18 protein-coding genes are annotated in these 24,061 nt (G+C 70.8%); 5 read left to right on the forward strand and 13 right to left on the reverse strand.

The annotated features are described in order from the left end of the window. Nucleotides 1-30: 30 nt before the first annotated feature. The 9 genes from OG780_RS16500 to OG780_RS16540 all read right to left on the reverse strand — a co-directional run bounded on the left by OG780_RS16500 (nt 31) and on the right by OG780_RS16540 (nt 14,147). The gene (locus tag OG780_RS16500; RefSeq protein WP_328448946.1) at nt 31-2,025 is read right to left on the reverse strand and encodes an Ig-like domain repeat protein; all 1,995 of its coding nucleotides are present in this window, start codon (nt 2,023-2,025) and stop codon (nt 31-33) included. 137 nt (nt 2,026-2,162) lie between these two features. Next, complete coding sequence (locus OG780_RS16505) at nt 2,163-4,916, reverse strand: hypothetical protein (RefSeq protein ID WP_328448948.1); 2,754 nt, start codon at nt 4,914-4,916, stop codon at nt 2,163-2,165. After that, entirely contained in the window at nt 4,913-6,682 is a 1,770-nt protein-coding gene (locus OG780_RS16510) for a phosphate ABC transporter substrate-binding protein PstS (protein WP_328448950.1), read from the reverse strand. Before OG780_RS16510 ends, OG780_RS16505 begins: the two co-directional genes overlap by 4 nt. Beyond that, nucleotides 6,682-7,977, reverse strand: coding sequence for a phosphate ABC transporter permease PstA (gene pstA, locus OG780_RS16515; RefSeq protein WP_328448952.1), 1,296 nt, complete (start codon nt 7,975-7,977; stop codon nt 6,682-6,684). The genes OG780_RS16510 and pstA overlap by 1 nt, the downstream gene beginning before the upstream one ends. Nucleotide 7,978: 1 nt before the next feature. After that, entirely contained in the window at nt 7,979-9,100 is a 1,122-nt protein-coding gene (pstC, locus tag OG780_RS16520) for a phosphate ABC transporter permease subunit PstC (protein WP_328448954.1), read from the reverse strand. 260 nt (nt 9,101-9,360) lie between these two features. After that, the gene (locus tag OG780_RS16525) at nt 9,361-10,440 is read right to left on the reverse strand and encodes a hypothetical protein (protein ID WP_328448956.1); all 1,080 of its coding nucleotides are present in this window, start codon (nt 10,438-10,440) and stop codon (nt 9,361-9,363) included. Between the two features lie 38 nt (nt 10,441-10,478). Continuing rightward, the gene (locus tag OG780_RS16530; RefSeq protein WP_328448958.1) at nt 10,479-11,414 is read right to left on the reverse strand and encodes an N-acetylneuraminate synthase family protein; all 936 of its coding nucleotides are present in this window, start codon (nt 11,412-11,414) and stop codon (nt 10,479-10,481) included. Between the two features lie 13 nt (nt 11,415-11,427). Beyond that, nucleotides 11,428-12,735 carry an N-acylneuraminate cytidylyltransferase gene (locus OG780_RS16535; RefSeq protein WP_328448960.1) on the reverse strand — a complete coding sequence of 436 codons (1,308 nt, stop codon included), beginning with the start codon at nt 12,733-12,735 and terminating at the stop codon, nt 11,428-11,430. Nucleotides 12,736-12,812: 77 nt separating this feature from the next. Continuing rightward, entirely contained in the window at nt 12,813-14,147 is a 1,335-nt protein-coding gene (locus OG780_RS16540) for a DUF6716 putative glycosyltransferase (protein WP_328448962.1), read from the reverse strand. Between the two features lie 198 nt (nt 14,148-14,345). On the opposite strand from OG780_RS16540, the gene OG780_RS16545 reads away from it, so the two are divergent. From OG780_RS16545 to OG780_RS16560, 4 genes are all read left to right on the forward strand, one after another. After that, nucleotides 14,346-15,326 carry a glycosyltransferase family 2 protein gene (locus tag OG780_RS16545; protein ID WP_328448964.1) on the forward strand — a complete coding sequence of 327 codons (981 nt, stop codon included), beginning with the start codon at nt 14,346-14,348 and terminating at the stop codon, nt 15,324-15,326. After that, a complete protein-coding gene (locus OG780_RS16550) occupies nt 15,323-16,657 on the forward strand; it encodes a polysialyltransferase family glycosyltransferase (RefSeq protein WP_328448966.1) in 1,335 nt (444 codons plus the stop codon). Before OG780_RS16545 ends, OG780_RS16550 begins: the two co-directional genes overlap by 4 nt. 242 nt (nt 16,658-16,899) lie before the next feature. Then, complete coding sequence (locus OG780_RS16555; protein ID WP_328448968.1) at nt 16,900-18,063, forward strand: acyltransferase family protein; 1,164 nt, start codon at nt 16,900-16,902, stop codon at nt 18,061-18,063. A gap of 601 nt (nt 18,064-18,664) precedes the next feature. Continuing rightward, nucleotides 18,665-19,072 carry a hypothetical protein gene (locus tag OG780_RS16560; protein ID WP_328448970.1) on the forward strand — a complete coding sequence of 136 codons (408 nt, stop codon included), beginning with the start codon at nt 18,665-18,667 and terminating at the stop codon, nt 19,070-19,072. 151 nt (nt 19,073-19,223) lie between these two features. On the opposite strand, the gene OG780_RS16565 is transcribed toward OG780_RS16560, so the two are convergent. After that, nucleotides 19,224-19,883 carry a TetR/AcrR family transcriptional regulator C-terminal domain-containing protein gene (locus OG780_RS16565; protein ID WP_328448972.1) on the reverse strand — a complete coding sequence of 220 codons (660 nt, stop codon included), beginning with the start codon at nt 19,881-19,883 and terminating at the stop codon, nt 19,224-19,226. Nucleotides 19,884-19,945: 62 nt separating this feature from the next. Here OG780_RS16565 and OG780_RS16570 point away from each other — a divergent pair, with 62 nt between their 5' ends. After that, on the forward strand, nt 19,946-21,367 hold the full coding sequence (locus tag OG780_RS16570) for an FAD-dependent oxidoreductase (RefSeq protein ID WP_328448974.1): 1,422 nt from the start codon (nt 19,946-19,948) through the stop codon (nt 21,365-21,367). Between the two features lie 22 nt (nt 21,368-21,389). On the opposite strand, the gene leuE is transcribed toward OG780_RS16570, so the two are convergent. From leuE to OG780_RS16585, 3 genes are read right to left on the reverse strand one after another with little or no spacing between them, the layout of a single operon-like run. Beyond that, nucleotides 21,390-22,040 (reverse strand): leucine efflux protein LeuE, encoded by a 651-nt coding sequence (leuE, locus tag OG780_RS16575; protein WP_328448976.1) that lies wholly within the window; start codon nt 22,038-22,040, stop codon nt 21,390-21,392. 51 nt (nt 22,041-22,091) lie between these two features. Then, the gene (locus OG780_RS16580; protein ID WP_328458179.1) at nt 22,092-22,436 is read right to left on the reverse strand and encodes a Uma2 family endonuclease; all 345 of its coding nucleotides are present in this window, start codon (nt 22,434-22,436) and stop codon (nt 22,092-22,094) included. Continuing rightward, a complete protein-coding gene (locus tag OG780_RS16585; RefSeq protein ID WP_328448978.1) occupies nt 22,382-23,962 on the reverse strand; it encodes an acyl-CoA mutase large subunit family protein in 1,581 nt (526 codons plus the stop codon). The genes OG780_RS16580 and OG780_RS16585 overlap by 55 nt, the downstream gene beginning before the upstream one ends. Between the last annotated feature and the right edge of the window lie 99 nt (nt 23,963-24,061).

The raw sequence follows: 24,061 nt of genomic DNA on the forward strand, positions 1-24,061 counted from the left end.
TACTGCCGGTGGTACTCAACAAGCCGTGGATCAGGTGGACTTGATCTTGAAGTTGGCGCCGTTCTTCGAGTTCACGGTGGTGGAACCCACGTACCAGGCGTGCAGGGTGTGCGTGCCGCGCGACAGCTTCGGCAGCTTGACGGTCACCTTGCCGCCGCTCAGGGTGCCGGTGGCGATGACGTGCGAGCCCTCGTAGATGCGGACCGTGCCGGTCGGCGTGGTGCCGGTCGCGGTGACCTTGACGGTGACCTTGGCCTGCGAGAGGTGGCTGATCGAGGCCGGCGCCGTGGTGGTGACGCTCGGGGCCGCCTTCGAGACGGTCAGCGAGACGGTCCCGTTGGACGTCAGCAGCTTGCCGTTGCCCGCGTACGACACCGTGAGGCTGTGCTTGGCGACCTTGAGGTGGCTGGAGAGGCTGACGGAGACCTTGCCGGTGCTGTCCAGGGTGCCCGTGCCGAGGGTGGTGGTGCCCTCCTTCACGGTGACCGTGCCGGTCGGGACGACACCGTGCGTGCCGGTGACCGTGACGGCGACCTTCGGGGTCTTGCCGTACGCGGTCGTCGCGGTGGTCGCCTTCAGGGTGGTCGTGTACTTGATGTCGCCGGTCCAGGTGGCGACGGCACCGAGGCCGTTGAGGTTGGCGGCGGAGACCTCGGCCGTGTAGTGGCCCAGGGCCAGACCGCTGAAGGTGTACGACGTGGTGGTGGCCGGGACGTCCTTGACGGCCACGACGGCGCCGTCCGAACCGGTCAGGGTCACGCGGTAGTCGGTGACCGGGAGGCCGGTGGCGGACGGGGCGGTCCAGTTGAGCTTGACGCTCCCGTCGCCGCGGGTGCCGCTCAGGGCCGGCGCGGCCGGCGTGGACGCGTCGACGCCGGACTCCTCCAGGCCGCCCAGCTTGGCGTGCTTGGCCGGGTTGACCGAGCCGTTGTAGGACTCGTTCACGAAGCCGAACTTGGCGATGACGCCCTCGGCGGCGTCGGAGGCGAGGGCCGCCTCGTGGGTGCCGCTGGTGACGAAGACGTCGTAGAGGTCCTTGTCGAAGAAGATGCCGGTCGGGTCGATCGCCCGGGTCGGGACGACGTTGTAGACGTCGCGGCCGAAGGTGGCGTTCTCGTAGTAGGCGCCGACCGGGGCGAGCTTGCCGTTCACGGTGGCGACCGGGGTGGTGGCGCCCTCGTCACCGGGCAGCTGCACGGCGGCCAGGTGGGCGCCGGCGGCGGCCGCGGTGGTGCTGAAGTCCGGGGAGATGCCGTTGTTCTGGGCGATCCAGCTGCCCACCGAGAACGGGACGAGCGCGCCGTCCGCGTCGAGGGCGCCGTTGGCCTGGTTCTCCTGGACGGTCGCGACGTTCGGGGAGAGCGTGGCGTCGGTGAGGCCGATGGCGCCGAGGAAGAACTTGCGGGTGCCGGAGCCGCTCTGCGGGATCTTCGGGTGCACGGTCTGGCCGTTCACCTCGGTCAGCGTGCCCGAGTAGATGTCGTGGAGCTGGTCGACGGTCAGCGTGTTCAGGGCCGAGCCGTGGACCGCGACGCCGACCGCGTCACGCGCGAACGGGATGTAGGTGAAGGCGGTGCCGGAGGTGCTCGGGCCGCTGGAGGAGCGGGCGAAGTCGACCTGGCCCTTGATGGAGACGCCCGAGCTGTCGGGGAACTTGTCGCCGGTCAGCGACATGCTGAGGGCGAGGCGGCCCTTGCCGGAGCCGTTGGGGCGCAGGAAGGACGGGCCGCCCGTGCGGGTCTGGATGTTCGAGGTGGTGGAGCCGGTGCCGGGCTCGATCGCGTCGTAGGAGGCGACGCCCGCACCGCTCACCGCCTTCACGGCGGTGTCGGCGTAGGCCTTGCCGTTGACCGTGTCACCGGCGAGGGCGTTGAGCACGTCCTGGGTGGTGTCCGAGCCCACGCCGACCAGCTTGCGGAAGGTGCCTGCGGGGGTGGGGTCGGCGGACGCCGGGCTCGCCAGAGCCAGCGTGCCGGACACCACGGCGGCGGCGACCATGGCCGCCGAAAGGCGCATCGTGCGCATTGAGAGTCTCCAGAGGGTGTGCGACGTGACGTCGGGAGGATCTGGCAGGGTGGTACGGGCCGTCCGCCCCGACTGCCTTTCGGGGCGGGCGGCCGTCTGTGGGGAGCGCGGGCCCGGCGGGCCCGCGCTCCGCGGGCTCAGCTCCGGCCGGAGGGCAGCCGCCTGCGCAGCCACTCGGGCAGGGTGAACGCGGGGATGGTCACTCCACGGCCGCCGGGCAGCGGGACGCGCAGCGGAAGCCGCAGCCTGCCGCCGCCGGCGAACGGCGCGCCGATGCCCGCGAAGGCGCCGAGCGCGGCACCGACCGGGACGGCGTACCGCAGGGAGTTGGCCGGGTCGTCGGGCGTGGTGCCCAGCGCGGTGGTCTGTACGGCCTTGCCGCCGTCGTAGGACGCCGCGGCGCTCGGCTTCGTGCTCGCGCCGGCGCTCGGCGTGGCGCCGCTGCCACCGCCGGCGGCAGCGGCGCTGCCGCCGTCGCCGCCCGTGGAGCCGCCGGTGCCGGTGCCGCCCGCTCCGCCGTCGGAGCCGGCGGAGTCGCCGCCGCCCGTGGTGCCGCCGTTCGAACCGCCGGAGGAGTCCGAGCCGCCCGAGGGCGTCGAGCTGGGGGCGGTGTAGTGGACGAGGGCGTCGGCGGCCTCGGTCGCCTTGGTGCGCAGGGCGGCCGGGAGCGGGGCGTAGCCGGCCGGGAGCAGGCCCGGGTCGGCGCCGCTGGTCTGTCCGTCACCCGCGGCGTACCGCAGCAGGGCCGCGTAGTCCTTGCGGGCGGCTGTGTCGATCCCGGCGGGGCGGACGGCCGCGTAGACGAGCTGGGCGAGCGGGTAGGCGCCCTCCGCGGCGGCCGTGGCCGGGGTGATCTCGGGGGCTCCGGTGCCGGTGGCGCCGTCGGACGCCGCGGTCAGGGATGCCGCGGCGGGGCCCACGAACTTACCGGCGGTGTTGCGCAGCCGGGCGGTCTGGAGGCCGTAGCGCGCGGCGGAGGCCGCGTCGGTGACCGTGATCACGAACCGGGAGCCGACGGTCTGGGGTCCCGGGCTCTTGAACGCGGGCGGGTTGGCGAGCGCGTCCCAGCTGGACTTCCAGAGGGTGTCGGCGCGCCGGGTGTGCAGGGCGCCGGAGTGCATGTCCTCCACGTAGGGGTGGAAGTCGGTCATGCACTGCTTGACGGTGGCGTCGGTGCCCGGCGGGATCGTGCACCAGGGGTCGCTCTTGGGGTAGTCGTCGGCGCTCGCGGGGTCGAAGGCGATGCCGGTCGGGTTACGGGACGCGGTGGTGCTGTAGTACGGGTTGACCTGGGTGCCCCAGTCGTCGGCGTCACCGGCCAGGAAGCCGCGGGCGTCCTTGTCGGCGAGGATCCACTGCCACAGCGCGCGGGCGGAGTCGCTGTGCCCGAGCGAGGTGATCAGGTCGGTGTCGGTGGACGGCGTCTCGGAGACCGACAGGTCGGCGAACTCGGGGTTGAGGGAGATGAATTCGGGGTCGCTTGCCAGGCCGGCCGGGTTGGTCTTCGCCCAGCCGTAGCCGGTGGCCGTGTTGTCGCCGAGCACCGCTCCCCAGGGCGAGTTGCGGTACGACTCGGTGAGCAGCTTGGCGACCAGCCGCGGGGTGAGGTCGACGGACTCGACCTTGGTGCCCGCGAGTCTGCGGACGGAGTCCGGCGCGCCCGCCTTGGGTCTGCGTTCGACGGTGAAGCCGATGACCGTTCCGGAGAGCGCGACGGGCGCGTACACGGTCGGGTCCGAGGGCGCTGTGGTCCCCGTGTCGGCTCCGAGGGCGCGGGTGGTGAAGGCGAGTCCGGAGGATCCGTCGCTGGTGAGGCGGGCGCGGGTGTCCGGCTCGCCCAGCTCGGTGTAGCCGTACACCGTGCCGGTCGGGCACAGGGCCGCCTGCCAGCTGGTCATCGCGTCGGCGGCGAGCTCGCTGCCGGTGGTGGCGCGTTCCTTCGCGCCGAGCGCGCAGTTGGTGCCGACCGGGTTGAACCCGAGCGGGATCGCGACGCGGTTCTGCCAGTTGGTGGAGGAGACCGGGGAGCCGGCGTTGACCTGGCTGTGGTCGGCGTACGGCTTGCCGTCCAGGTCGAGGTGGCCCTGCGGGACGATGACCAGCCAGCAGGAGCGGGGCTTGGTGCCGCCGTTGGCGGTGACCGGCAGACCGCAGCCCAGGTGCGGGGCCTCGTTGGCGGTCTGTACCTCGAAGTACTCCTTGCCGGTGCCGTCGGCGCCGGTGCGGGCGAAGTCGACCTCGTTGGTGGTGTTGCGGTTGAAGAAGGCGTTGTTCTGGGTGCCGGAGGTGATCACCGTGCCGTCGACGGACTTGAAGGGCACCTCGCCCGGGGCGTTGGGGTTGGCCGCCCCGTACCGGTTGTCCTGGCCGTAGTTGGCGGGATCGGCGCTGTAGAAGACCTTGCGGGTGTCGTCGTAGTCGTTGCCCGGCCAGCTGCCCCGGTCGGTGGTCGGGGAGGCGCCGTACTGGCACTGGGTGCGCGCGGGGCCCGGGTTGGACGGCACCGTGCCGTCGTCGTCGCCCCAGCACTGCATGATCTGCACGAAGTCGGTGTTGAACGACGTGCCCGCGAAGGTGGTCGGGGTGCCGCCCGACCAGGAGACCGTGATCGCCTGACTGGTCAGGTGGGTGGTCTGGTCGACGGTGAACCTCAGGTCCTCGAACTCGCCGCGGCCGGAGACCGTGACGGCCGAGGAGGTGGCGTCCGCGCTGCCCGCGGCGGACGCGGGGGCGGCCGTCTGGGCCACGCCGAGGCCGGCGAGGGCGCCCACGGCTGCTCCGGCGACGACGCGCAGGAGCAGCCGTCGTACGCGGAGCAGTGCTCTCCCGCGTGTCCGCGGGCTCGTGGCCGCGGGTCTTGGGGTGCGGGGTCCCGTGCTGCGGGAGTTCATCGCTTCTGCCCCTCTCCGGCGTCCTTGCCCGCGCCGCGCCCGGCGATCGCCCGGGACACCACGGAGGGCAGCAGGACGAGCCCGAGGACCAGGAAGGCCGCGATCAGCATCAGCGTCTGGGTGCCGGTCCAGCCCTGGCTGCCGGCCACGGAGACCGGCTGGGCGAGCGCGATGGTGTCGTTCAGCGCGCCTGTGCCGCCGTCGCCTCCGCCGCTGCCGCCCGAGGAACCCGACCCCGAGCCGCCGCTCGTACCGGGCGAGAGCGTCTGTCCGGTGTCCGGGTCGACGACCGGTTCGGCGCCGCCGCCGGTCCCGCCTCCCGCGGCTGTGCCGCCACCGCCCGAACTCCCGCCGGTGGTACCGCCGTTCGTGCTGCCGCCGGTGGAACCGCCCGAGGCGGAGCCACCGCTCGTGCCGCCCGTGGAGCCCGAACCGCCGGTGCTGCCGCCCGCCTTGGCGCCGCCGCTGCCGGTCGCGCAGGCCGGGGCGCCCTTCTTGTCACAGGCGGCCGGGTAGGGAGCGGTGTCGGCGAGCTTGTTGTGCCCGTCGTTGGAGAAGGTCGGGTTGTTGCAGCCCTTGAGGTTGATGCTCCGGGCCTGCACGCCCGGGATGCGGCGGATCTGGTCGAAGCCCGCCTTCACCAGGTTGATCGGCAGGGGCGAGTAGCCGAGCGAGGGGGCCTGCTGCTGGCCCTGGCACATGAAGTAGTACGAGAACGCGCCGAGCGTCTTGCCCTTGGCCTTGGTGAAGGTGCCCTGCACCTTCAGGGGCAGGATCATGTACGAGTAGCTGGACAGCGGGTAGTTGCGCCGGTCGGAGTCGTTGTAGACACCGTCGAGCTTCTGGGTGAGGTAGTCCGCGGAGCTCCTGTCAGTGTTGATCTTCGCCTTGAGCAGTGAGACCGCTACGTTCTGCGGGGTCGGCTCGGTGTAGTAGCCCGCGTGGTTGAGGACCTTGGCGACCGGATAGTGCGCGTTCAGGGCGTACGAGTAGTTGACGTACCCGATCGCGCCCTCGCCGTAGTTCTGGGCGACGTAGCCCGCGACACCGAGGTCGCCGGACTGGGCGATCATGCCGGGGACGGTCGGGTAGTACGAGGTCTGCCCGCAGGCTCCGGAGCGGCCGACCTTGCGGCAGTAGGACTGCCACAGCGACTTGTGCTGGTTGGCCATCCACATCGTGAACTGGGCGGTGGAGCCCGAGCCGTCGGAGCGTACGACGGGGACGATGGTGCGGTGCGGGAGCTGGAGCCCCGGGTTGTCGGCCTTGATGACCGGGTCGTCCCAGGTCTTGATGACGCCGGTGAAGATCTTGGTGACCACGTCGCCGGACAGCCGCAGGTTGGTGACCCGCTTGCCGTTGACGGTCAGGTGGTACATGAAGACGGTGCCGCCGGCCACGATCGGCATGTAGGCGTACGAGCCGGACGCGGGCCGTTCGGCGGCCGAGCCGTCGGTCGGGTGGGTCTGGAACGGGATGTCCGAGACCGCGAAGTCGACGGTGCCGCTGAGGAACTGACGGCGGCCGTCGGAGGAACCGGTGCCGGCGTAGCTGATCCGCATGCCGTACTGGTTGACGGCACGACGCCATTCGTCGACGGCGTTCTCGGCCCAGGTGGAGCCGGCACCGGATATCGGCGTGTAGCTGTCGGCGGCGGCCGGGGCCGCCAGCGGACCGGCCAGCAGCGCGGCGATCACGCCGAGCAGCGCGCCGAGCGTCCCGAGTACCCGAAGGCGCCCGAGGGCGGAGTGGAGGTGGCTGCGCATCAGTCGGTCTCTCCGGTGGCGGGGGCGGACAGGGCGGTTCCCGTGGGGGGCGATCCCCCGGGGCCGTCGAACAGGGACAGGCCGGGCCCGTGCAGGTCCTCGAAGCGCCGTACGTCCTGCCGTGAGGCGCGGGCGGTACGGCGGGCCTGGCGCTTGGTCTGGTGACCGGGACCGCGCCCGCCGATCACCCGGGCGATGACGAACAGCACCAGGACGAGGGCCATCAGGACGGCGGCGGCGCCGAAACCGCGGGCGATCATCGTGGGCTCGGGCGACTTGACGAAGTTGAAGACCGCGAGCGGCAGCGAGACCATCGGCCCGCTGGTCGGGTCCGCGTTGAGCGCGGCCGTGAAGCCGGCGGTGAGCAGGACGGGCGAGGTCTCGCCGATTCCGCGGGCGGTGCCGAGGATGACGGCGGTGGCGAGGCCGGACCGGGCGGTGGGCAGCACGACGTGCCACACCGTGCGCCAGCGCGGCGCGCCGAGCGCTTCGGCCGCCTCGGTGAGGTTGCCCGGCACCAGACGCAGCACCACGTCGGAGGCCCGGATGACGATCGGCAGCATCATCACGCTGATCGCGAAGCCGGCCGCGAGGCCGGACTTCTGCATACCGAGGCCGAGGATCCAGGTGGCGTACACCATCAGACCGGCGACGATCGAGGGCAGCGCGGTCATCGCCTCGACGATCGTCCGGACGAACCGGGAGAACCGGCCCGGGATCTGGTTCAGGTACACGGCGCAGGCGAGGCCCAGCGGCACGGTGATCGCGAGGGCGATGGCGATCATGGTGAGGGTGCCGAGCATCGCGTGGGCGATGCCGCCGTGGGTGAGCGGGTCGAGCGGGCCCGAGGCCTGCATGTCCTCGGTGAAGAAGTTGCCGTGCGGCAGGGCGTCCTTGCCGCGCCAGCCGGTGAAGCCGACGACCATGAACAGGCCGGAGAACAGCAGCGAGGCCGCCGTCCACAGCACGACCGTCATGACCCGGTCGCGTACGGCCTGGCCGTCCTCCTCGAGGCCGGTCAGCACCGCGTAGATCGCCAGGAAGACGAGGTAGGCGGTGACGGCGAAGCCCAGCGTGCCGGAGAACGGGGCGAGTTGGCCGAACAACAGGACGGTGGCGCAGAGCCCGGAGGCGGCGGCACCGCACAGGGCCAGCACCCCGGAGCGGCTGACGCCGCCGATGCGGCGCGGCCGGGGGGGCTCCGGCGCGTGCGGCGCCTGTTCCACCGCGATGTCCGCGGGCGCCGGCGCGGCGCCGTGGACGCCGGACAGGGGCGTTTCTTCGATGACGGTCATCTCATGCCTCGCTCTGCGCGCCGGAGCGGCTGCGTGCCACCACGGAGGAGGCGGTGAAGTTGACCGCCAGGGTGAGCAGGAACAGCGCCAGGCCGGCCGCCATCAGCGCCGACATACCGAAGGTGGAGGCGTCGCCGTAGTGCAGGGCGATCAGCGAGGAGACCGAGTTCGAGCCGGTCTGCAGGACGTGGAGCTGGATGGTGAAGACCGGCGAGATGATCATGTACACCGCGATCGTCTCGCCGAGCGCCCGGCCGAGCCCCAGCATCGTGCCGCCGATGATTCCGCCCTTGCCGTACGGCAGGACGACCGCGCGGATCATTCCCCAGCGGGTGGCGCCGAGCGCGTAGGCGCCCTCGCGTTCACCCGCCGGAGCCTGCGAGAAGACCTCGCGCATCACCGAGCACTGGATCGGCGCGACCATCAGGGCGACGACGATCCCGGCGATGAAGGTGGAAGCCGTGTAGACGCTTTCCGACGCGAGCGGTTCGCCCGGCTGGGCACCGTCCACCTGGAACAGGGGGATCCAGCCGAACCAGGTGGACAGCCAGCGCGACAGGCCGATCACGTGCTGCTGGAAGAAGAACAGCCCCCACAGCCCGTACACCACCGAGGGGACGGCCGCCATCAGGTCGACCATCGACACCAGGGTGCGGCGCAGTCCGGGCGGGGCCACGTCGGTGATGAACAGGGCGGTTCCGACGGCGAGCGGCACGGAGATCGACACCGCGACCAGGGCGATCAGGATGGTGCCGGTCATGACGGCCGCGATGCCGAAGTTGTGGACGTCCGGCTGCCATGCGGCGGTGGTGAGGAAGGCGAAGCCCCGGGCGCGCAGCGCCTGACCGGCCCTCAGGAGGAGGAAGAGTCCGACCCCCGCCATGACGGCCAGGACGGCGATGCCGGTGGCGGTGAGCTGGTACCGGAAGACGCGGTCACCGAGGCCGCGGGCCGCGTTGAGCCGCCGGGGGGTGAGCGCGCGGCTCTCCGCCTCGAACCCCGGTCCGGCCGGCTCCGGTCTGTCGGACGTCGATCCCTCGGACGTCGATCTCTCGGACTCGGATCTCCCGGACTCCGGTCTGTCGGACTCCGGTCTGTCGGGCTCCTCTTGCGCGGACGCCACGTGCTGCCCCCCCACTCCGAAACGGAATCCCCGCGCGACCGACGGCCGGTACCGCGCGCTGCGATTCAATGGCCGGATCGTGTCCCCCCAACGCGTGCGTTGTGGAGAACTGGTGAACAGCACACGACTGTTCGGTGCGTTCGTCGTGGAGGATGGACGGAGGACGGCCCGACGATGCGCGTAGATCGCGGTACGGACCAACAGAAGAGCCCGGCGCGGTGCGCCGGGCTCTGAACGCGTGAATGTACTTGTGGCTTGAACTAGATGGTGGATACCGCCGAGAGACGGTGGACGTCCCGGGCCGTACCGGTGACCCCGGACAGGAAACCCTGGGCGCGCGGAGAGGCGTTCTCCGTCAGCCAGCTCGGGTCGATGTCGCAGACCGCGACGCGCACCTCGGTGCCGGCCAGGGCGAGCGGCAGCGTGTGCACGACCGTGGACGGGAAACTCAGAATCGTCCGGCCTATGGGGCCGCGCCGGGCGATCAGTTCGAGCGGCAGGTCGGGACGGACGATTTCCAGACCCGTCTCGACGGCCAGCCGGTGCAGCTTGTCGGAGCTCTCCCGGCGGTGCGCGAAGTAGCGGGTCGCGCCGTGCGCCTTGGCGAGCGCGCGGACGGCGTCCAGATAGCGGTCCGGGTCGACCACGCCGGTCTCGACCAGCGAGGTGCCGACCATGTCCGCGCTCTTGGTGATGCGCGGCGGGCCGAACCGGGCCCGGGTCCAGGAGAAGTCGTTGGCGGTGATGGTGACACCGTCCGGCGCCGACTCGATCGGCATCGAGGAGAAGACCTCGACCGTACGGCGGTCGGAGGGCGTCAGCCGGCGGCGGGCCGAGGCGGACACGGGAGCGAAGAGCACGTCCCGCGGGCCGGGGCGGCCACCGCGCCGGTGCCAGCGCACCAGGCGTTCACCGCGGGCGAGCTGGGCGACGAACTCCATCGTCGCCGTGCCGTCGTCGACCACGACCAGGTCGCGCGCCCGGGTGATGGTCAGCAGGAGCTGCACGTAGCGGGAGAACGGGTCCCCCATGACGATGCGCCGGGCCCGGCGCAGCATCGGTGCCAGTCCCCCGATGGTGTGGAAGGGGGCCGTGGTGCCGCCGCGCGCCTCCTCCCAGCGGACCGCGTGGCCCTCGTCGCGGGCCAGTTCCGCCATCCGGCGGAGCTGACCGCGGGTCATCGGGTCGTTGGGAGACAGGACGACGAGGGTGAGCCCCGCGCCGGGCGCCGCACCGTTGTGGGCGTGTGCGTGCGCCCACTCCAGCACGTTCAGGAGCTGTACCGGACTCTCGACGAAGGCGAGGGTGGTGGAGCCGGCGGAACCGGCGCGGGGGCTCATCGACGTACGACCGTCCCGTCGTAAGGAATTCAGGGTGTTCAGACCGAGACGGGCTCGCCCGCGGCCGCGGCGATCTCGGCCTCGGCGACGACGCCCGTGACGCGGCGCAGCTTCTTCATCGGGCCGAGCTCGGAGTCGTAGACCTTCTTGACACCGTCGCCGAGGGAGGCCTCGATGGTGCGGATGTCGCGGACGAGGCGGGTCAGGCCCTGCGGCTCGACGGAGGCGGCCTGGTCGGAGCCCCACATCGCGCGGTCGAGGGTGATGTGACGCTCGACGAAGGTGGCACCGAGGGCGACCGCGGCGAGCGTGGTCTGCAGGCCCGTCTCGTGGCCGGAGTAGCCGATCGGAACGTTCGGGTACTCGGCCTGCAGGGTGTTGATGACGCGGAGGTTGAGCTCCTCGGCCTGCGCCGGGTAGGTCGACGTGGCGTGGCACATCAGGATGTTGTCCGAGCCGAGGACCTCGACCGCGTGGCGGATCTGCTTCGGCGTCGACATGCCGGTGGAGAGGATGACCGTGCGGCCCGTGGCGCGCAGCGAGCGGAGCAGCTCGTCGTCGGTCAGCGAGGCGGAGGCGACCTTGTGGGCCGGGACGTCGAACTTCTCCAGGAAGGCGACGGCCTCGGTGTCCCACGGGGAGGCGAACCAGTCGATGTTCTTGCTCTTGGCGTACTCGTCGATCTGGCGGTACTCGTCCTCGCCGAACTCCACGCGGTGGCGGTAGTCGATGTAGGTCATGCGGCCCCAGGGGGTGTCGCGCTCGATGTCCCACTGGTCGCGCGGGGTGCAGATCTCCGGGGTGCGCTTCTGGAACTTGACGGCGTCACAGCCGGCCTCGGCGGCGGCGGCGATGAGCTTGAAGGCGTTCTCCAGCTCACCGTTGTGGTTGATGCCGATCTCGCCGACGACGTAGACGGGGTGGCCGGGGCCGGCGGTCTTCGAACCGAAGTTGCGCAGACGGGAGTTGCTCATGGTGAAACGTTCCTTACTTGTCGAGGGAGTCGAGAGAAGGGCCGAGGATCCAGCTGGCGATCTCTCGGATCGCGCCGTCGCCACCGGGGACGGTGGTGACCGCGCGTGCGGCGCCGCGCACGACGTCGTGGGCGCTCGCGACCGCCACCGGCCAGCCCACGAGGGCGAAGCACGGGAGGTCGTTGACGTCGTTGCCGACGTAGAGCACGCGCTCAGGCGCGATGCCCTGCTCCTCGCACCACTGCTTCAGTGCGAGGTCTTTCCGGTCGATGCCGTGCAGGACCGGAATCTTGAGCTTCCGGGCCCGGGCTGCGACGACCGGGTTCTGTTCCGTGGACAGGATCAGCATCGTCAGCCCGCTCTTGCGGAGGGCCGCGATACCGAGTCCGTCCCCGCGGTGCACGGAGACGAACTCCCGTCCGTCGGAGTCGATCAGCACCCTGTCGTCGGTCTGGGTGCCGTCGAAGTCGAGGACGACCGCGTCGATGTCGGCTGCGGTCGGGAGGGTGCCGGGACGGTTCGCGTCGAAGAGCGGCGCGAGGGCCCGGGCACGGGCGAGGTCGTGCGGGTCGTCGATCTCCAGCACGCGGGCCGGGTCGGTGCGCACGAGTTCGGTGCGGCCGAAGAACCGGTGCTTCGCGACGCGGAAGCCGTTCGCCTCCATGGCGTAGACGGCTCCGGTCTCCAGGAGGTCCTGGGGGCGGTCCTGGCGGCGCGGGCGGAAGGACTTGTCGTGGTTGACGCCGTAGCCGCCGCTGACGGCGGTTTCCGCGACCAGGACGCCGGTGCCGCCGTCGACGGCCGCGCGCTCGGTCTCGGCGGTCACCGCGGCCGTGGGCTCGTCGTCGCCGTCGCGCCACACGAAGCCGTGGAAGGGGGCCACGGTCAGCGCCGTGTCCGCGCCGTTCGCGACGATCGCGTTCACGACGCCGTCCACGTCCTCGCGGATGATGAACGGGCTGGTGCACTGGACGAGCAGGACCACGTCGGCCGGCGAGCCGTGCAACGCCTCATGGGTGTCCATGGCGTGCAGGACGGCGGCCTCGGAGGTGGCGGTGTCCCCGGCGATGGCGGCGGGGCGCAGCACGACCTCGGCGCCGGCCTGGCGGGCGGCCGCCGCGATGGCCTGGTCGTCGGTGGAGACGACGACGTCCGTCACGAGGCGGGCGGCGCGGCACTCGCGCACCGCGCGGGCCACCAGCGGCACCCCGCCTACGGGCAGGAGGTTCTTGGCGGGCACGCCCTTGGAGCCGCCGCGCGCGGGGATCACCGCGAGCACGCGGCGCACCGGCGCGGCTTGGCCCGCTTCGGAGTTGGTCATGCGCTGTTCTCCTTGACGAGGGAGGCGAGAGAGGCGTGGGGGGGCGGAGGGCCGCAGGCTGCCCGCTGTCGGGGCGCTCACAGTTCACCCATCCGCCGGATCACCGGTGCCACGCGCTGGACGCCGTGGCGGTAGGCGCCGCGGGCGGCCCGGCGCACGAACTGCCGTACGGGGCTGGGTTCCCGGTCCGCCGCCGGGGCACCGGGCAGCGGGCTGCCGTCCGGGCCGAGGTGGTGGCGGGCGAGGATGCCGGGCAGATAGCCGGGCGCGGTGACGGGGGTGTAGTAGGGAGCGAGGGGCGGCAGCTCGTCCGCCGCCAGCAGCTCGGTGATGCGCAGTCGCGCCGCGTCGAAGGCGGTCTCGTACGATCCGTCGGCGGCGACGCCCTGCCGGGCCACCCACCCCGGGTCGGGCACCGGCCTGTGCCCCGCGTCGAGCTGGTCCCAGGAGGCGAGACAGCCCGAGCCCACGAAGTGGTGGTTGCCGAGCGCCTCGCGCACCCCCAGGTCGCTGAGGACGACGGTGGGGATGCGCCGGTGCAGGGATTCCAGGGCGGCGGTGGAGCTGATGGTGACGAGCAGGTCGGTGCGGTCGAGGACTTCACCCATGTGCCCGTACACCAGCCGGAAGTTGGCCGGCGGATCCGCCTTCTGCACCAGTTTCTGGTACGGCAGCTCCTCGATGTGCGTGGTGTGTTCGCCCGGCTTGGAGCGCAGCTTGAGCAGCACCTCGCGGTCCGGGTGCAGCCGCGCGTGGCCGATGAGCCGGTCCAGCAGGTACGTACGGTCCTTGCGGCTCTCCGGTACGGAGGGCTGGGCGGCGAAGACGACCGTGTAGGGCCGCCCCGGCCGCGCGGACGGGTCGTGCTCCGCGTACGCGGCCCCGCCGAGGAAGGGCAGCGCGACCTCGGTCACCGACCCGGCGTCCGCTCCGACCCCCTCGTACACGGCCCGGAAGCGGTCCGCGTCCTGGCGGGAGTTGGCGAGGACGAGGTCCGCGCCGTGCCGCAGGAGCAGCCCGTCGGCGAGCTTCTCGTAGACGACGCCGACATAGCCGGTGACGACCAGGGGCCGCTTCGCCTGTCCCTCCCAGGCGCGGGACAGGCCGTGCAGGACCGCCTGGACGGCACCGCCGACCAGGGCGAGGACGACCACGTCGTAGACGCGGTCCTCCCTGCCCAGCTCACGCAGGAATTCGAGGGCGGTGACCTCGCGGAGGGAGTCCGCTCGGACGCCGACCTCTTCGAGCTGGCGGGCGGTCGGGGTGGCACGGCCGCGCAGGAGGAATCCGTCGAGGCGGATGTCCGATCCTGCGGGGGAGACGCGGTTCGCGGTGAGCGAGCCCCACTTCCACCGGGTGTCGGAATCCGCGAGGACGGCCACTCGCAGCGACTTCGAGGTACTTGCTGGCACGTCCTAGACGCTAGGAAGCCATTCCGAGGAGCGGCCCAACCTGAATACAACAAACGGTTAACAGCGCGTCGACGAATGGGGAATCAGCCAGGGAACGGCTGAGAAAACGACGTGGTTCACGGTACCGCCACGCGTCGTTCACCTTGCATCTCACCAACGGTAAAGACGAATGCCGGGCCGCCCCCTAACGTCACAGGGGTGGTCAAGCTCTCCGTCATCGTGCCGTTCTACAACGTGCAGCAATACGCGCCCGACACCCTGAAGAGCCTGCGTGCCAACGCACGGCAGGATTTCGAATTCATTCTCGTCGACGACTGCTCGCGCGACGAGACACCGGACATCCTCGCGCGCGCCGAGCGCGAGCTCCCGGGTGCGGTGTATGTCAGACACGAGAAGAACGGAGGACTGGCCACCGCCCGCAACACCGGGATCGACACAGCGCGTGGCGAGTACCTCACGTTCCTCGACGGGGACGACTGGCTCGCCCCCGGATACTACGAACAACTCGTCTCCTCCATCGAGGACCTGGGCTGCGACTTCGTCCGTACGGACCATGTCCAGTGCACCGCGCGGGCCCGCACCGTCCACCGTGTTCCGCACGGCCGCCGCGGAGTCGTCCTGAACCCCCGCGACGCCATCCTCCCCTCCGACCGCTCCACCTCCGTCGACTACGCCTACGCCTGGGCGGGCATCTACCACCGCCGGCTGGTCGACCGGGGCCTGCTCCACTTCACCGACGGGCTGCGCACGGCCGAGGACCGGCCGTGGATCTGGAAGCTGCACCGGGAGGCGGAGTCCTTCGCCACGGTGGGCCTGCTCGGCGTGTTCTACCGGCGTGGCGTCGCCTCCTCCCTCACCCAGATCGGGGACGTGCGCCAACTCGATTTCATTCGCGCGTTCGACCAGGTCGTGGCGGAAACAGCCGAGGACCGGGACGCGGAAAAACTCCTGCCCAAGGCCGTGCGCACCTATTGCGCGATTATTTCCCACCACCTGGGATCCATCGAAAGGTTCGAGCCGGCAGTGGCACGGAAACTGAAGTCCATGAGTGCCGTCGCACTGCGCCGAATGCCCCAGGACGTGCTCGACGAGGCACTCGACTCGATGGACGTCCAGCGCGCCACCCGGCTGCGCCGGCTGCGCCGACGGCCCGCGCCCGCCGCGGGGGTGGCCGCGTGACCACCCAGATCTTCATGGCGTCCACGCTGTACGGCACGGCCACGCTCGCCGCGGCCCTCGACACCGACAGCTTCGGGCCCGCCGACCGGCGCATCCTCCTCGTCTCCAACAACGCGGCGACGCCGGAGACGACGTCCGCGGTGGACGAGATGCCCGGCTTCGAGCGGCTGCGCGGCCGCTTCGACGACGTCATCTCGTGGAACGAGACCATCTCCCCCTTCCACCCGGGCGGCTGGGCTCCGCGCCCGGACGACGTCCCCCTGTGGGAGCGGCATCTGCGGCTCGCCTGGAACCTCGGCGACGACGACGTCGAACTGGCCGTGGAGTCGATCCAGGTCAACCCGGCGCTCGGCGTCTCCCAGATCTTCATGGGCGCGCCCGTCACGGTGTACGCCGACGGTCTGATGAGCTACGGCCCCACCCGCAACAAGATCGACCCGCTGGTCGGCACGCGGGTGACCCGGCTCCTCCACCTGGACCTGGTCCCCGGTCTGAAGCCGCTGCTGCTCACCGAGTTCGACGTCGAGCCGCAGATCGTGCCCACGGACGCGTTCGTGAAGGTGCTCGCCGAACTCGTCGACACCGGTGACGAACTGCCGTCGATCGACGAGCCGGCCCTGCTGCTCGGCCAGTACCTCTCCGCGCTGGAGATCCTCACCGCCGAGGAGGAGGAGGAGCTCCACGTACGCATGCTGAAGGGGGCCCTCGCGCTCGGCCACACCCGCGTGGTGTTCAAGCCGCACCCCTCGGCCCCGGCGCGCTGGTCGCGGATGCTGGAGAAGGAGGCCGAGAGGCTGGGTGCCGACCTCACCGTCCTCGACACCCCGGTCCTCGCGGAGGTTCTCTACCAGCGGATGCGTCCCGCGCTGGTCGTCGGCTGCTTCTCCACGGCGCTGCTCACGGCGTCCGCGCTGTACGGCCTGCCGGTCGCCCGCGTCGGCACCGGCCCGCTGCTGGACCGGCTCACCCCGTACGAGAACAGCAACCGCGTCCCGGTGACCATCGTCGACGCGCTGCTGCCCGACCTCTCGGACGGCGCGGCGGTCACCGAGCGGCGCCCCGGCATGGGCGTGGAGGACCTGACGAGGCTTCTGAGAGCCGTCGGCTTCGCGATGCAGCCGAAGATCTACCCGGACCTGCGTCCGGCGGCCGAGAGCTATCTGACGAACCAGCTCACCCAGGACACCTGGCGCTACTTCAAGCGCAAGCGCCTGACCTCGCTGGCCCTGCCCGGCGCGGTCCCGGCCCAGCTCGCCTTCATCCCGCGCAACGCGACCGTGCGCCGGGTCGCCCGGAGGGCACGCTCACTGAGGCGGGCGGTGGGCCGCTAGGACCGCTTCCCACGCGGGACACAGGGGCAGGGCCCGGTCGAACACGACCGGGCCCCGCCCCGTTTTCGGGCCTTCACGGACGAGGGTGATTTGTCACGATTCGGAAGAGTCCTCAACGCGGGAGCATCACAGAGATGAACTCCCGTGGACGAGACGACGAACCGGCCTCGCCAGGCCGTAAGAATCCCCGACTATCGGACTAACGTGCTGTGGGCCAGCTGAGTCCCATTGAGGGGAACCTTGTGATCGACACGCCCGAGGAGGCCCGCGGGACGTTGAACGGCACCGCGGTCCGTACCGTCCTGCCACCTGCCGAGACGCCCGCCGCGCCCAAGCCCTCGGCGCCCCGGGAGAACCGGCTGCGCGCCCTCGACGGGCTCCGGCTCGTCGCGGCCCTGATGGTCGCGGGGTACCACTACGGCGGCCGGGACGGCGAGGTGGTTCAGGCCTGGGGCACTTCGCCCAGGCATCAGTTCCCCACGCTGCACCATCTGTTCGCCTACGGCTGCCTGGGTGTGCAGGTCTTCTTCGTGATCAGCGGGTTCGTCATCTGCATGAGCGGCTGGGGCCGGCCGCTGCGCTCCTTCTTCGCGTCCCGCGCCTCGCGGCTGCTGCCCGCGTACTGGGCCGCGATCATCATCGTGACGGCCGTGTTCGCCCTGCCCGTGGTCGCGTACAAGACGGTCTCCCCGAGCGACGCGCTGGTCAACCTCACCATGCTCCAGCAGCCGCTGGGCGTCGACCGGGTGCTCGGCGTGTGCTGGACCCTGTGGGCGGAGGTCCGCTTCTACGCCCTCTTCGCGCTGTGCATCGTGCTGCCGGGGGCGAACCGGCAGCGCGTGATCCTGTTCTGCGCCGGCTGGACCCTGGCCGCGGCCATCGCGCAGGGCGTGAACGAGCCACTGCTCAACATGGTCCTGATGCCGGAGTACGCCCCGTACTTCATCGGCGGCGTCGGCCTCTACCTCGTCCACCGCGACCGGCGTGACGCGTACGCCTGGGGCATCGTCGGCGTGAGCTGGCTGATCGGCCAGCACTACGCGGTCCAGCGCCTGTGGCACGCCCCGAACCCGGAGTTCTTCTCCAACCGCTCGTCCTACGCCATCGTCCTCGTCGTCACCTTCGGCTACGTCGCCGTCGCGGCGATCGCGCTGGGCTGGCTGCGCTGGGCGAACTGGCGCTGGCTGACGGTCGCCGGCGCGCTGACGTACCCGTTCTACCTGGTCCACGAACATCTGGGCTGGGTCGTCATCAAGGCCTACCACCGGACCCTGCACCTCCCGTCGTACGGAACGTTCCTGGCCACGGTCGCCACGATGCTGCTGCTCGCCTGGCTGCTCAACCGGTTCGTGGAGAACCGGCTGACCCCGAAGCTCCGCACGGCGCTGGCCAAGCCGCGCCCGTAGCCGGCCCTCCGGCGGCCGCCGACGCACCCGTGACAGCCGGACGTCCGGTGCCCGTCCCTGACTGAGAATCGCCCGCACTCCGAACGCAGCCGCCCCCGGTCACCCATGACCGGGGGCGGCTGCGTTCGGAGTGCGGGCGGCAAGGAGGACGGCCGGTTGGTCGGCCGCAGCACCTTCCTGTCAGCCGGCCCGGCACGGACGGCACCCCGGGCGGACACATCGGAGGGAGTGGACTGACGCGCATCGGGTGAGCGCGCGCTGCGGCCGGGTACAGAGTGCCCGGCCGCAGCACAGACACCAAAAAAGACTTTCCCGTCCCGAAACAACTGGCTCTCGACTGATAACCGCCCCGGCCCGCTACGATTCGGCACGCCATTCCGCCACGAAATAGTCCGAGACAGCCACTCCTGCCCTTATTGCGGGCATCACGTGAGACCGAAGAATGACGAACAGTTGAATTCTTGCGCCACTCTCCCTACATGGAGTGCTTGAGTCCGTTCCTGTGGACAGCCGAAATCCGCCCTTGTGAGATTCACTTCTGCTTCCGTAGCGTGCGAGCCAGAACAACTCCAGCAAAGCCAAACAGAACGGAGGGGAAGTGATGAAGTCTCGTTTCCGTCTGTCGGCCACTGTCGCCGCGTTGTCACTGGCAGCCGCTGGCGCGGTGGGGCTGTCCACAACGCCAGCGGCCGCTGCGTCCACCACGTGTCTGGGCTACACAGGGAACCTCAACCAGTACGGCGCACAGCTGGTCGGTTGGCAATTCGGGCCGTCCGAGTGCTTCGGCGTGGCACCCTCAGGAAGCATCTGGCACACATGGTCGGGTGCGGGCGGCTGGAAGGAGATGCCCGGAAATGGCAGAGCGTTAGCCTTCACCGCCTTTTCCGAGAGCTCCGTCGGCAAGTCCGTGAAGGTCGTGACGGAGTCCGGAAACTACTACTGCAATTACGACGACTACGCGACCAATACATGGGGTGGCTGGTACGGGACGTCCACCGATCACTGCTGATCCATGTCCAGGCGTTTCCGGGTGGCCGGCAGGCCACCCGGAAACGGGGACGCTCGAATTCAATTGCTCCGCACATTACAGCCGACTTCGGTCCCGGCCGAATCCCCGATTCCGCGGCCGGATCCCCGCAGAGCGCCATCCAAGTCGCCGCTCAGCCGATCCCGTAGCTCGCCTCGATGCCCGCGACGATCAGGCTGAGCCCTTCCTCGAAGTGCCGCTCGTAGTCCTCGAAGATCTCCGCGCCCGCCGCGGCCGACAGGGGGAAGTCGGCCATGCGGCGGGCTCGTTCGTCCATGTCGTACCCCTCGCGGCGCTCGCCCGGCAGCGGCTGGACGCCCTGCTCCTCGGTGACGAAGCCGATCGTGTACACGTACGCGGTGGAGGTCGCGCGCACCGCCTGGGTGAGGGTGAATCCCGCCCGGGTGAAGAGCGTCAGCGTCCGCTCCATCTCGACGGCGTGCAGAGTGCCCGTGAAGCGTGAACCGCTGAAGACCTTGGCGCCGTCGCGGTAGCTCAGCAGGGCGGCGCGCAGTCCGCGGTTGACGGCGAGCAGCCGCTCCCGCCAGCCGTCGCCCTCCGCCGCTCCGGGGGTGTCGACCATCCGCCGGTACATCTCCGTGGCCATCTCGTCGAGCAGTTCCTGCTTGTTCTTGAAGTGCCAGTAGAGCGCCGGCGCCTGGACGTTCAGCTCCTTGGCGATGACCCGCAGGGTCAGGCCGTCGAGGCCCGTCTCGTTGAGCAGCCGCAGGGCGGCCTCGACGACCTGCTTCTTGTCCAGCCTGGGGGACCGCTGGGGTCTCTGGGTAACCACGCTTGACAGTTTAACGCCGTTAAGGGCATGCTCGTGGCATGGAACTTAACAGCGTTAAGGAAATGGCTGTGGACGTGGACGTACTCGTCGTCGGCGCCGGCCCGACCGGTCTCGCCCTCGGCGCCGATCTCGCCCGGCGCGGAGTGGACGCGCTCGTCGTCGAGCGGGCCGACGGGCTGTTCCCCGGCTCCCGCGGCAAGGGGATCCAGCCGCGCACGATGGAGGTCTTCGACGACCTCGGCGTCCTCGACGCGATCCACGCGGCGGGCGGCGGCTACCCGGTCGGGATGATCTGGCAGGACGGCGAGCGCGTGGGCGAGCACCAGATGTTCGACCCGGCGGAGCCGAGCGACGACTCGCCGTACAACGCACCGTGGATGGTGCCGCAGTGGCGTACGCAGGAGATCCTCTTCGCGCGGCTTCAGGAGCTCGGGGGCCGGGTCGCCTTCGGCCGTGAGGTCGTCACGGCCGCCCAGGACGAGAACGGCGTGACCGTGGGGTTCGCCTCCGGCGCACCGGTCCGCGCACGGTACGTCGTCGCCGCCGACGGTGGCCGCTCGGCCGTACGGCGCGCGCTCGGGATCGCCATGGCCGGAGAGACCGTCGACCCGCACCCGATGCTCGTCGCGGACGTACGGATCACCGGGCTGGACCGCGACAACTGGCATGTCTTCCCGCCGCGTGAGGACACCGGCGGCTTCCTGGCGATCTGCCCGCTCGCCGGTACGGAGGACTTCCAGGTCGTGGCGCAGTTCCCGGAGGGCGCGGACGTCGACCTGTCCCTCGACGGCATCCGCAAGACCGTCGCCTCACGGTCCCACCTCGCGCCCGAGGCCGTGACCGAGGTGCGCTGGGCCTCGGACTTCCGGCCGCGCACGGCACTGGCGGAGCGTTTCCGTGCCGGGCGGGTCCTCCTCGCCGGAGACGCGGCGCACATCCACTCACCGGCCGGCGGGCAGGGGCTCAACACCAGCGTCCAGGACGCCTACAACCTGGGCTGGAAGCTCGGTGCGGTCCTGCGCGGCGAGGCTCCCGCGTCGCTCCTCGACACCTACGAGGAGGAGCGGCTCCCCGTCGCCGCCGACATGCTCGGCCTGTCCACCCGGATCCACCGCGGCGAGGCCCGCCGCGGGGGCGCGACCCGGCAGCTCGGGCTCGGCTACCGCGGCTCCTCCCTCGCGATGGAGACCCGTACGGGCCTGTCGGACGAGGCCCTTCAGGCGGGTGACCGCGCCCCCGACGGAACCGTGGACGGTGTACGCCTCTTCGACGTGTTCCGGGGACCGCACTGGACCCTGCTGACGGTCGGCACGGTCACCGATACACCGGTGCTCCCCGGCGTCCGCACCGCGCGGACCGGGTCGTACGGGCCGTACGGGACCGGGGTCTTCCTCGTCCGCCCCGACGGGTACGTGGGCTGGGCGGGCACCGACGCGCGGGGCCTGGAGGAGTACGCGGCCCGGGTGGGACTGAGCGCCGGCTGACCGATCCCCGACCGGACACGCCCTAGGCGCTGGCGAGCGTGAGCTTGACCGCGAAGCCGAGGAAGAGGGCGCCGGCGGCCGTCGTGGCGCCCGCGGAGAGGCGCTTGCGCCGACGGAAGGCGGCCGCGAGGCGCGTACCGCTGAATATCAGCGCGGTCAGGTAGAGGACACTCGCGAGCTGGGCGAAGGCGCCGAGCACGACGAACGACAGGGCCGGGTAGGCATAGCCGGGGTCGACGAACTGAACGAAGAAGGCGACGAAGAACAGGATCGCCTTCGGGTTGAACAGGCTGATCACCAGCGCCCGCCGGAACGGCCGCTCCCCCGCCACCGCCTCGGTCTCCGCGCTCTCGGCGACCGGTTCCCGCCGGTCCTGCCACATCGCCCGCGCGGCGCGCAGCATCCCGACCGCCAGCCAGGTCAGATATCCCGCACCGGCGTACTTCACGATGCTGAACAGCACCGCGTTCGCCTGGAGCAGCGACGCCACACCGGCCGCGGACAGTGTCATCAGCACGGTGTCCCCGCACCACACACCCGCGGCGGCGGTATATCCCGTACGGACGCCCCTGCGGGCGGCGACGGACAGCACGTACAGCGAGTTCGGTCCCGGCAGGAGGACGATCAGGACAAGACCCGCGAGATAGGTGGGGAGATCGATGACACCAAGCATGAGAGCGAGTGTCGCACGGGCCTCCGACAGCCAGTAGAGGTGTCTCGCCGGTCAGTCACCGTCGAGGAGCGTGTCCACGGAGAGGTCGAGGGCGACGCCGACGGATTCGGGGACCGGAACGCTCCGGCCCCGCTTGAAGCGCTCGGACGCCGCGTACTCGCCGCCGACGGGGTCCCGGTACAGCAGGACCTCGTCGTGCTCGCGCTCGGCGACGATGCAGACGGGGACACCTGCCTCGGCGTAGCACTCGGCTTTGGGGCCGAGGCCGTCGGACCTGGTCGCCGAGGTGACCTCGACGACCAGGCGGAAGACGTTCGGCGCGTACGAAGGAATCGGCCAGGTCAGAAGGCATCCGAGGGAACGTACGTGCCCCAGATCTCGCGCAGGGCGTTGCAGACCTCGCCGACCGTCGCGCGGGCGCGCAGGGCGTCCTTCATCGGGTACAGGACGTTGTCCGTTCCCTCGGCGGCCTTCTTCAGGGCGGCGAGGGCGGTGTCGACGGCCTCCTGGTCGCGCTCGGCGCGGAGCCGGGCGAGGCGTTCGGCCTGCTGTGCCTCGATGGCCGGGTCGACGCGCAGCGGTTCGTACGGCTCCTCCGCGTCGAGCCGGAAGCGGTTGACGCCGACCACCACGCGCTCCCCGGAGTCGGTCTCCTGGGCGACCCGGTAGGCGGAGCGCTCGATCTCGCCCTTCTGGAAGCCGTGCTCGATGGCCCCGACCGCGCCGCCCAGGTCCTCGACCCGCGTCATGAGATCGACGGCCGCCGCCTCGACGTCGTCGGTCATGCTCTCGATGACGTACGAGCCGGCGAAGGGATCGACCGTCGCCGTCACGTCCGTCTCGTAGGCCAGCACCTGCTGGGTGCGCAGGGCCAGCCGCGCGGACTTGTCGGTGGGCAGCGCGATGGCCTCGTCGAAGGAGTTGGTGTGCAGCGACTGGGTGCCGCCGAGGACCGCGGCGAGGCCCTGGACCGCGACCCGGACGAGGTTCACCTCGGGCTGCTGCGCGGTGAGCTGGACGCCCGCCGTCTGGGTGTGGAAGCGCAGCATCAGCGACTTGGGGTTCTTCGCGCCGAACTCGTCCCGCATCACCCGGGCCCAGATCCGGCGTGCGGCACGGAACTTGGCGACCTCCTCCAGGATCGTCGTACGGGCGACGAAGAAGAAGGAGAGGCGGGGGGCGAAGTCGTCGACGTCCATGCCGGCGGCGACGGCCGTACGGACGTACTCGATGCCGTCGGCGAGCGTGAACGCGATCTCCTGTGCGGGAGAGGCCCCCGCCTCGGCCATGTGGTAGCCCGAGATCGAGATCGTGTTCCACTTCGGGATCTCGGCCCCGCAGTACTTGAAGATGTCCGCGATCAGCCGCAGGGACGGCTTGGGCGGGAAGATGTACGTACCGCGGGCGATGTACTCCTTGAGGACGTCGTTCTGGACGGTGCCCGTCAACTGGTCCGCGGAGACGCCCTGTTCCTCGCCGACGAGCTGGTACATGAGCAGCAGCAGCGCGGCGGGCGCGTTGATCGTCATCGAGGTGGAGACCTTGTCCAGCGGGATCCCGGCGAACAGGACACGCATGTCGTCGACCGAGTCGATGGCCACACCGACCTTGCCGACCTCGCCGTGCGCGAGCGGGGCGTCGGAGTCGTGGCCCATCTGGGTGGGCAGGTCGAAGGCGACCGACAGGCCCGCCGTGCCGTGGGCGATGAGCTGCCGGTAGCGGGCGTTGGACTCCACGGCCGTACCGAATCCCGCGTACTGGCGCATGGTCCACGGGCGGCCCGTGTACATCGACGGGTACACGCCGCGGGTGAAGGGGTACCCGCCGGGCGCGCCGAGTTTCTCGTCCGGGTCCCAGCCCTCCAGGGCCTCGGGGCCGTAGAGCGGTTCGATGGGCAGTCCGGACTCGGATTCGCGCGTCATTGCTGTGCCTCCCGTGGAGCGGCCCGATGACAGGAATACGACCTCGGCGACGGACTGTAGCGGCCGGGGCGCACCCTATGGAGGGACCCGCGCCGGGAC

The organism is Streptomyces sp. NBC_00386, assembly GCF_036063235.1.
GTDB lineage: Bacteria > Actinomycetota > Actinomycetes > Streptomycetales > Streptomycetaceae > Streptomyces.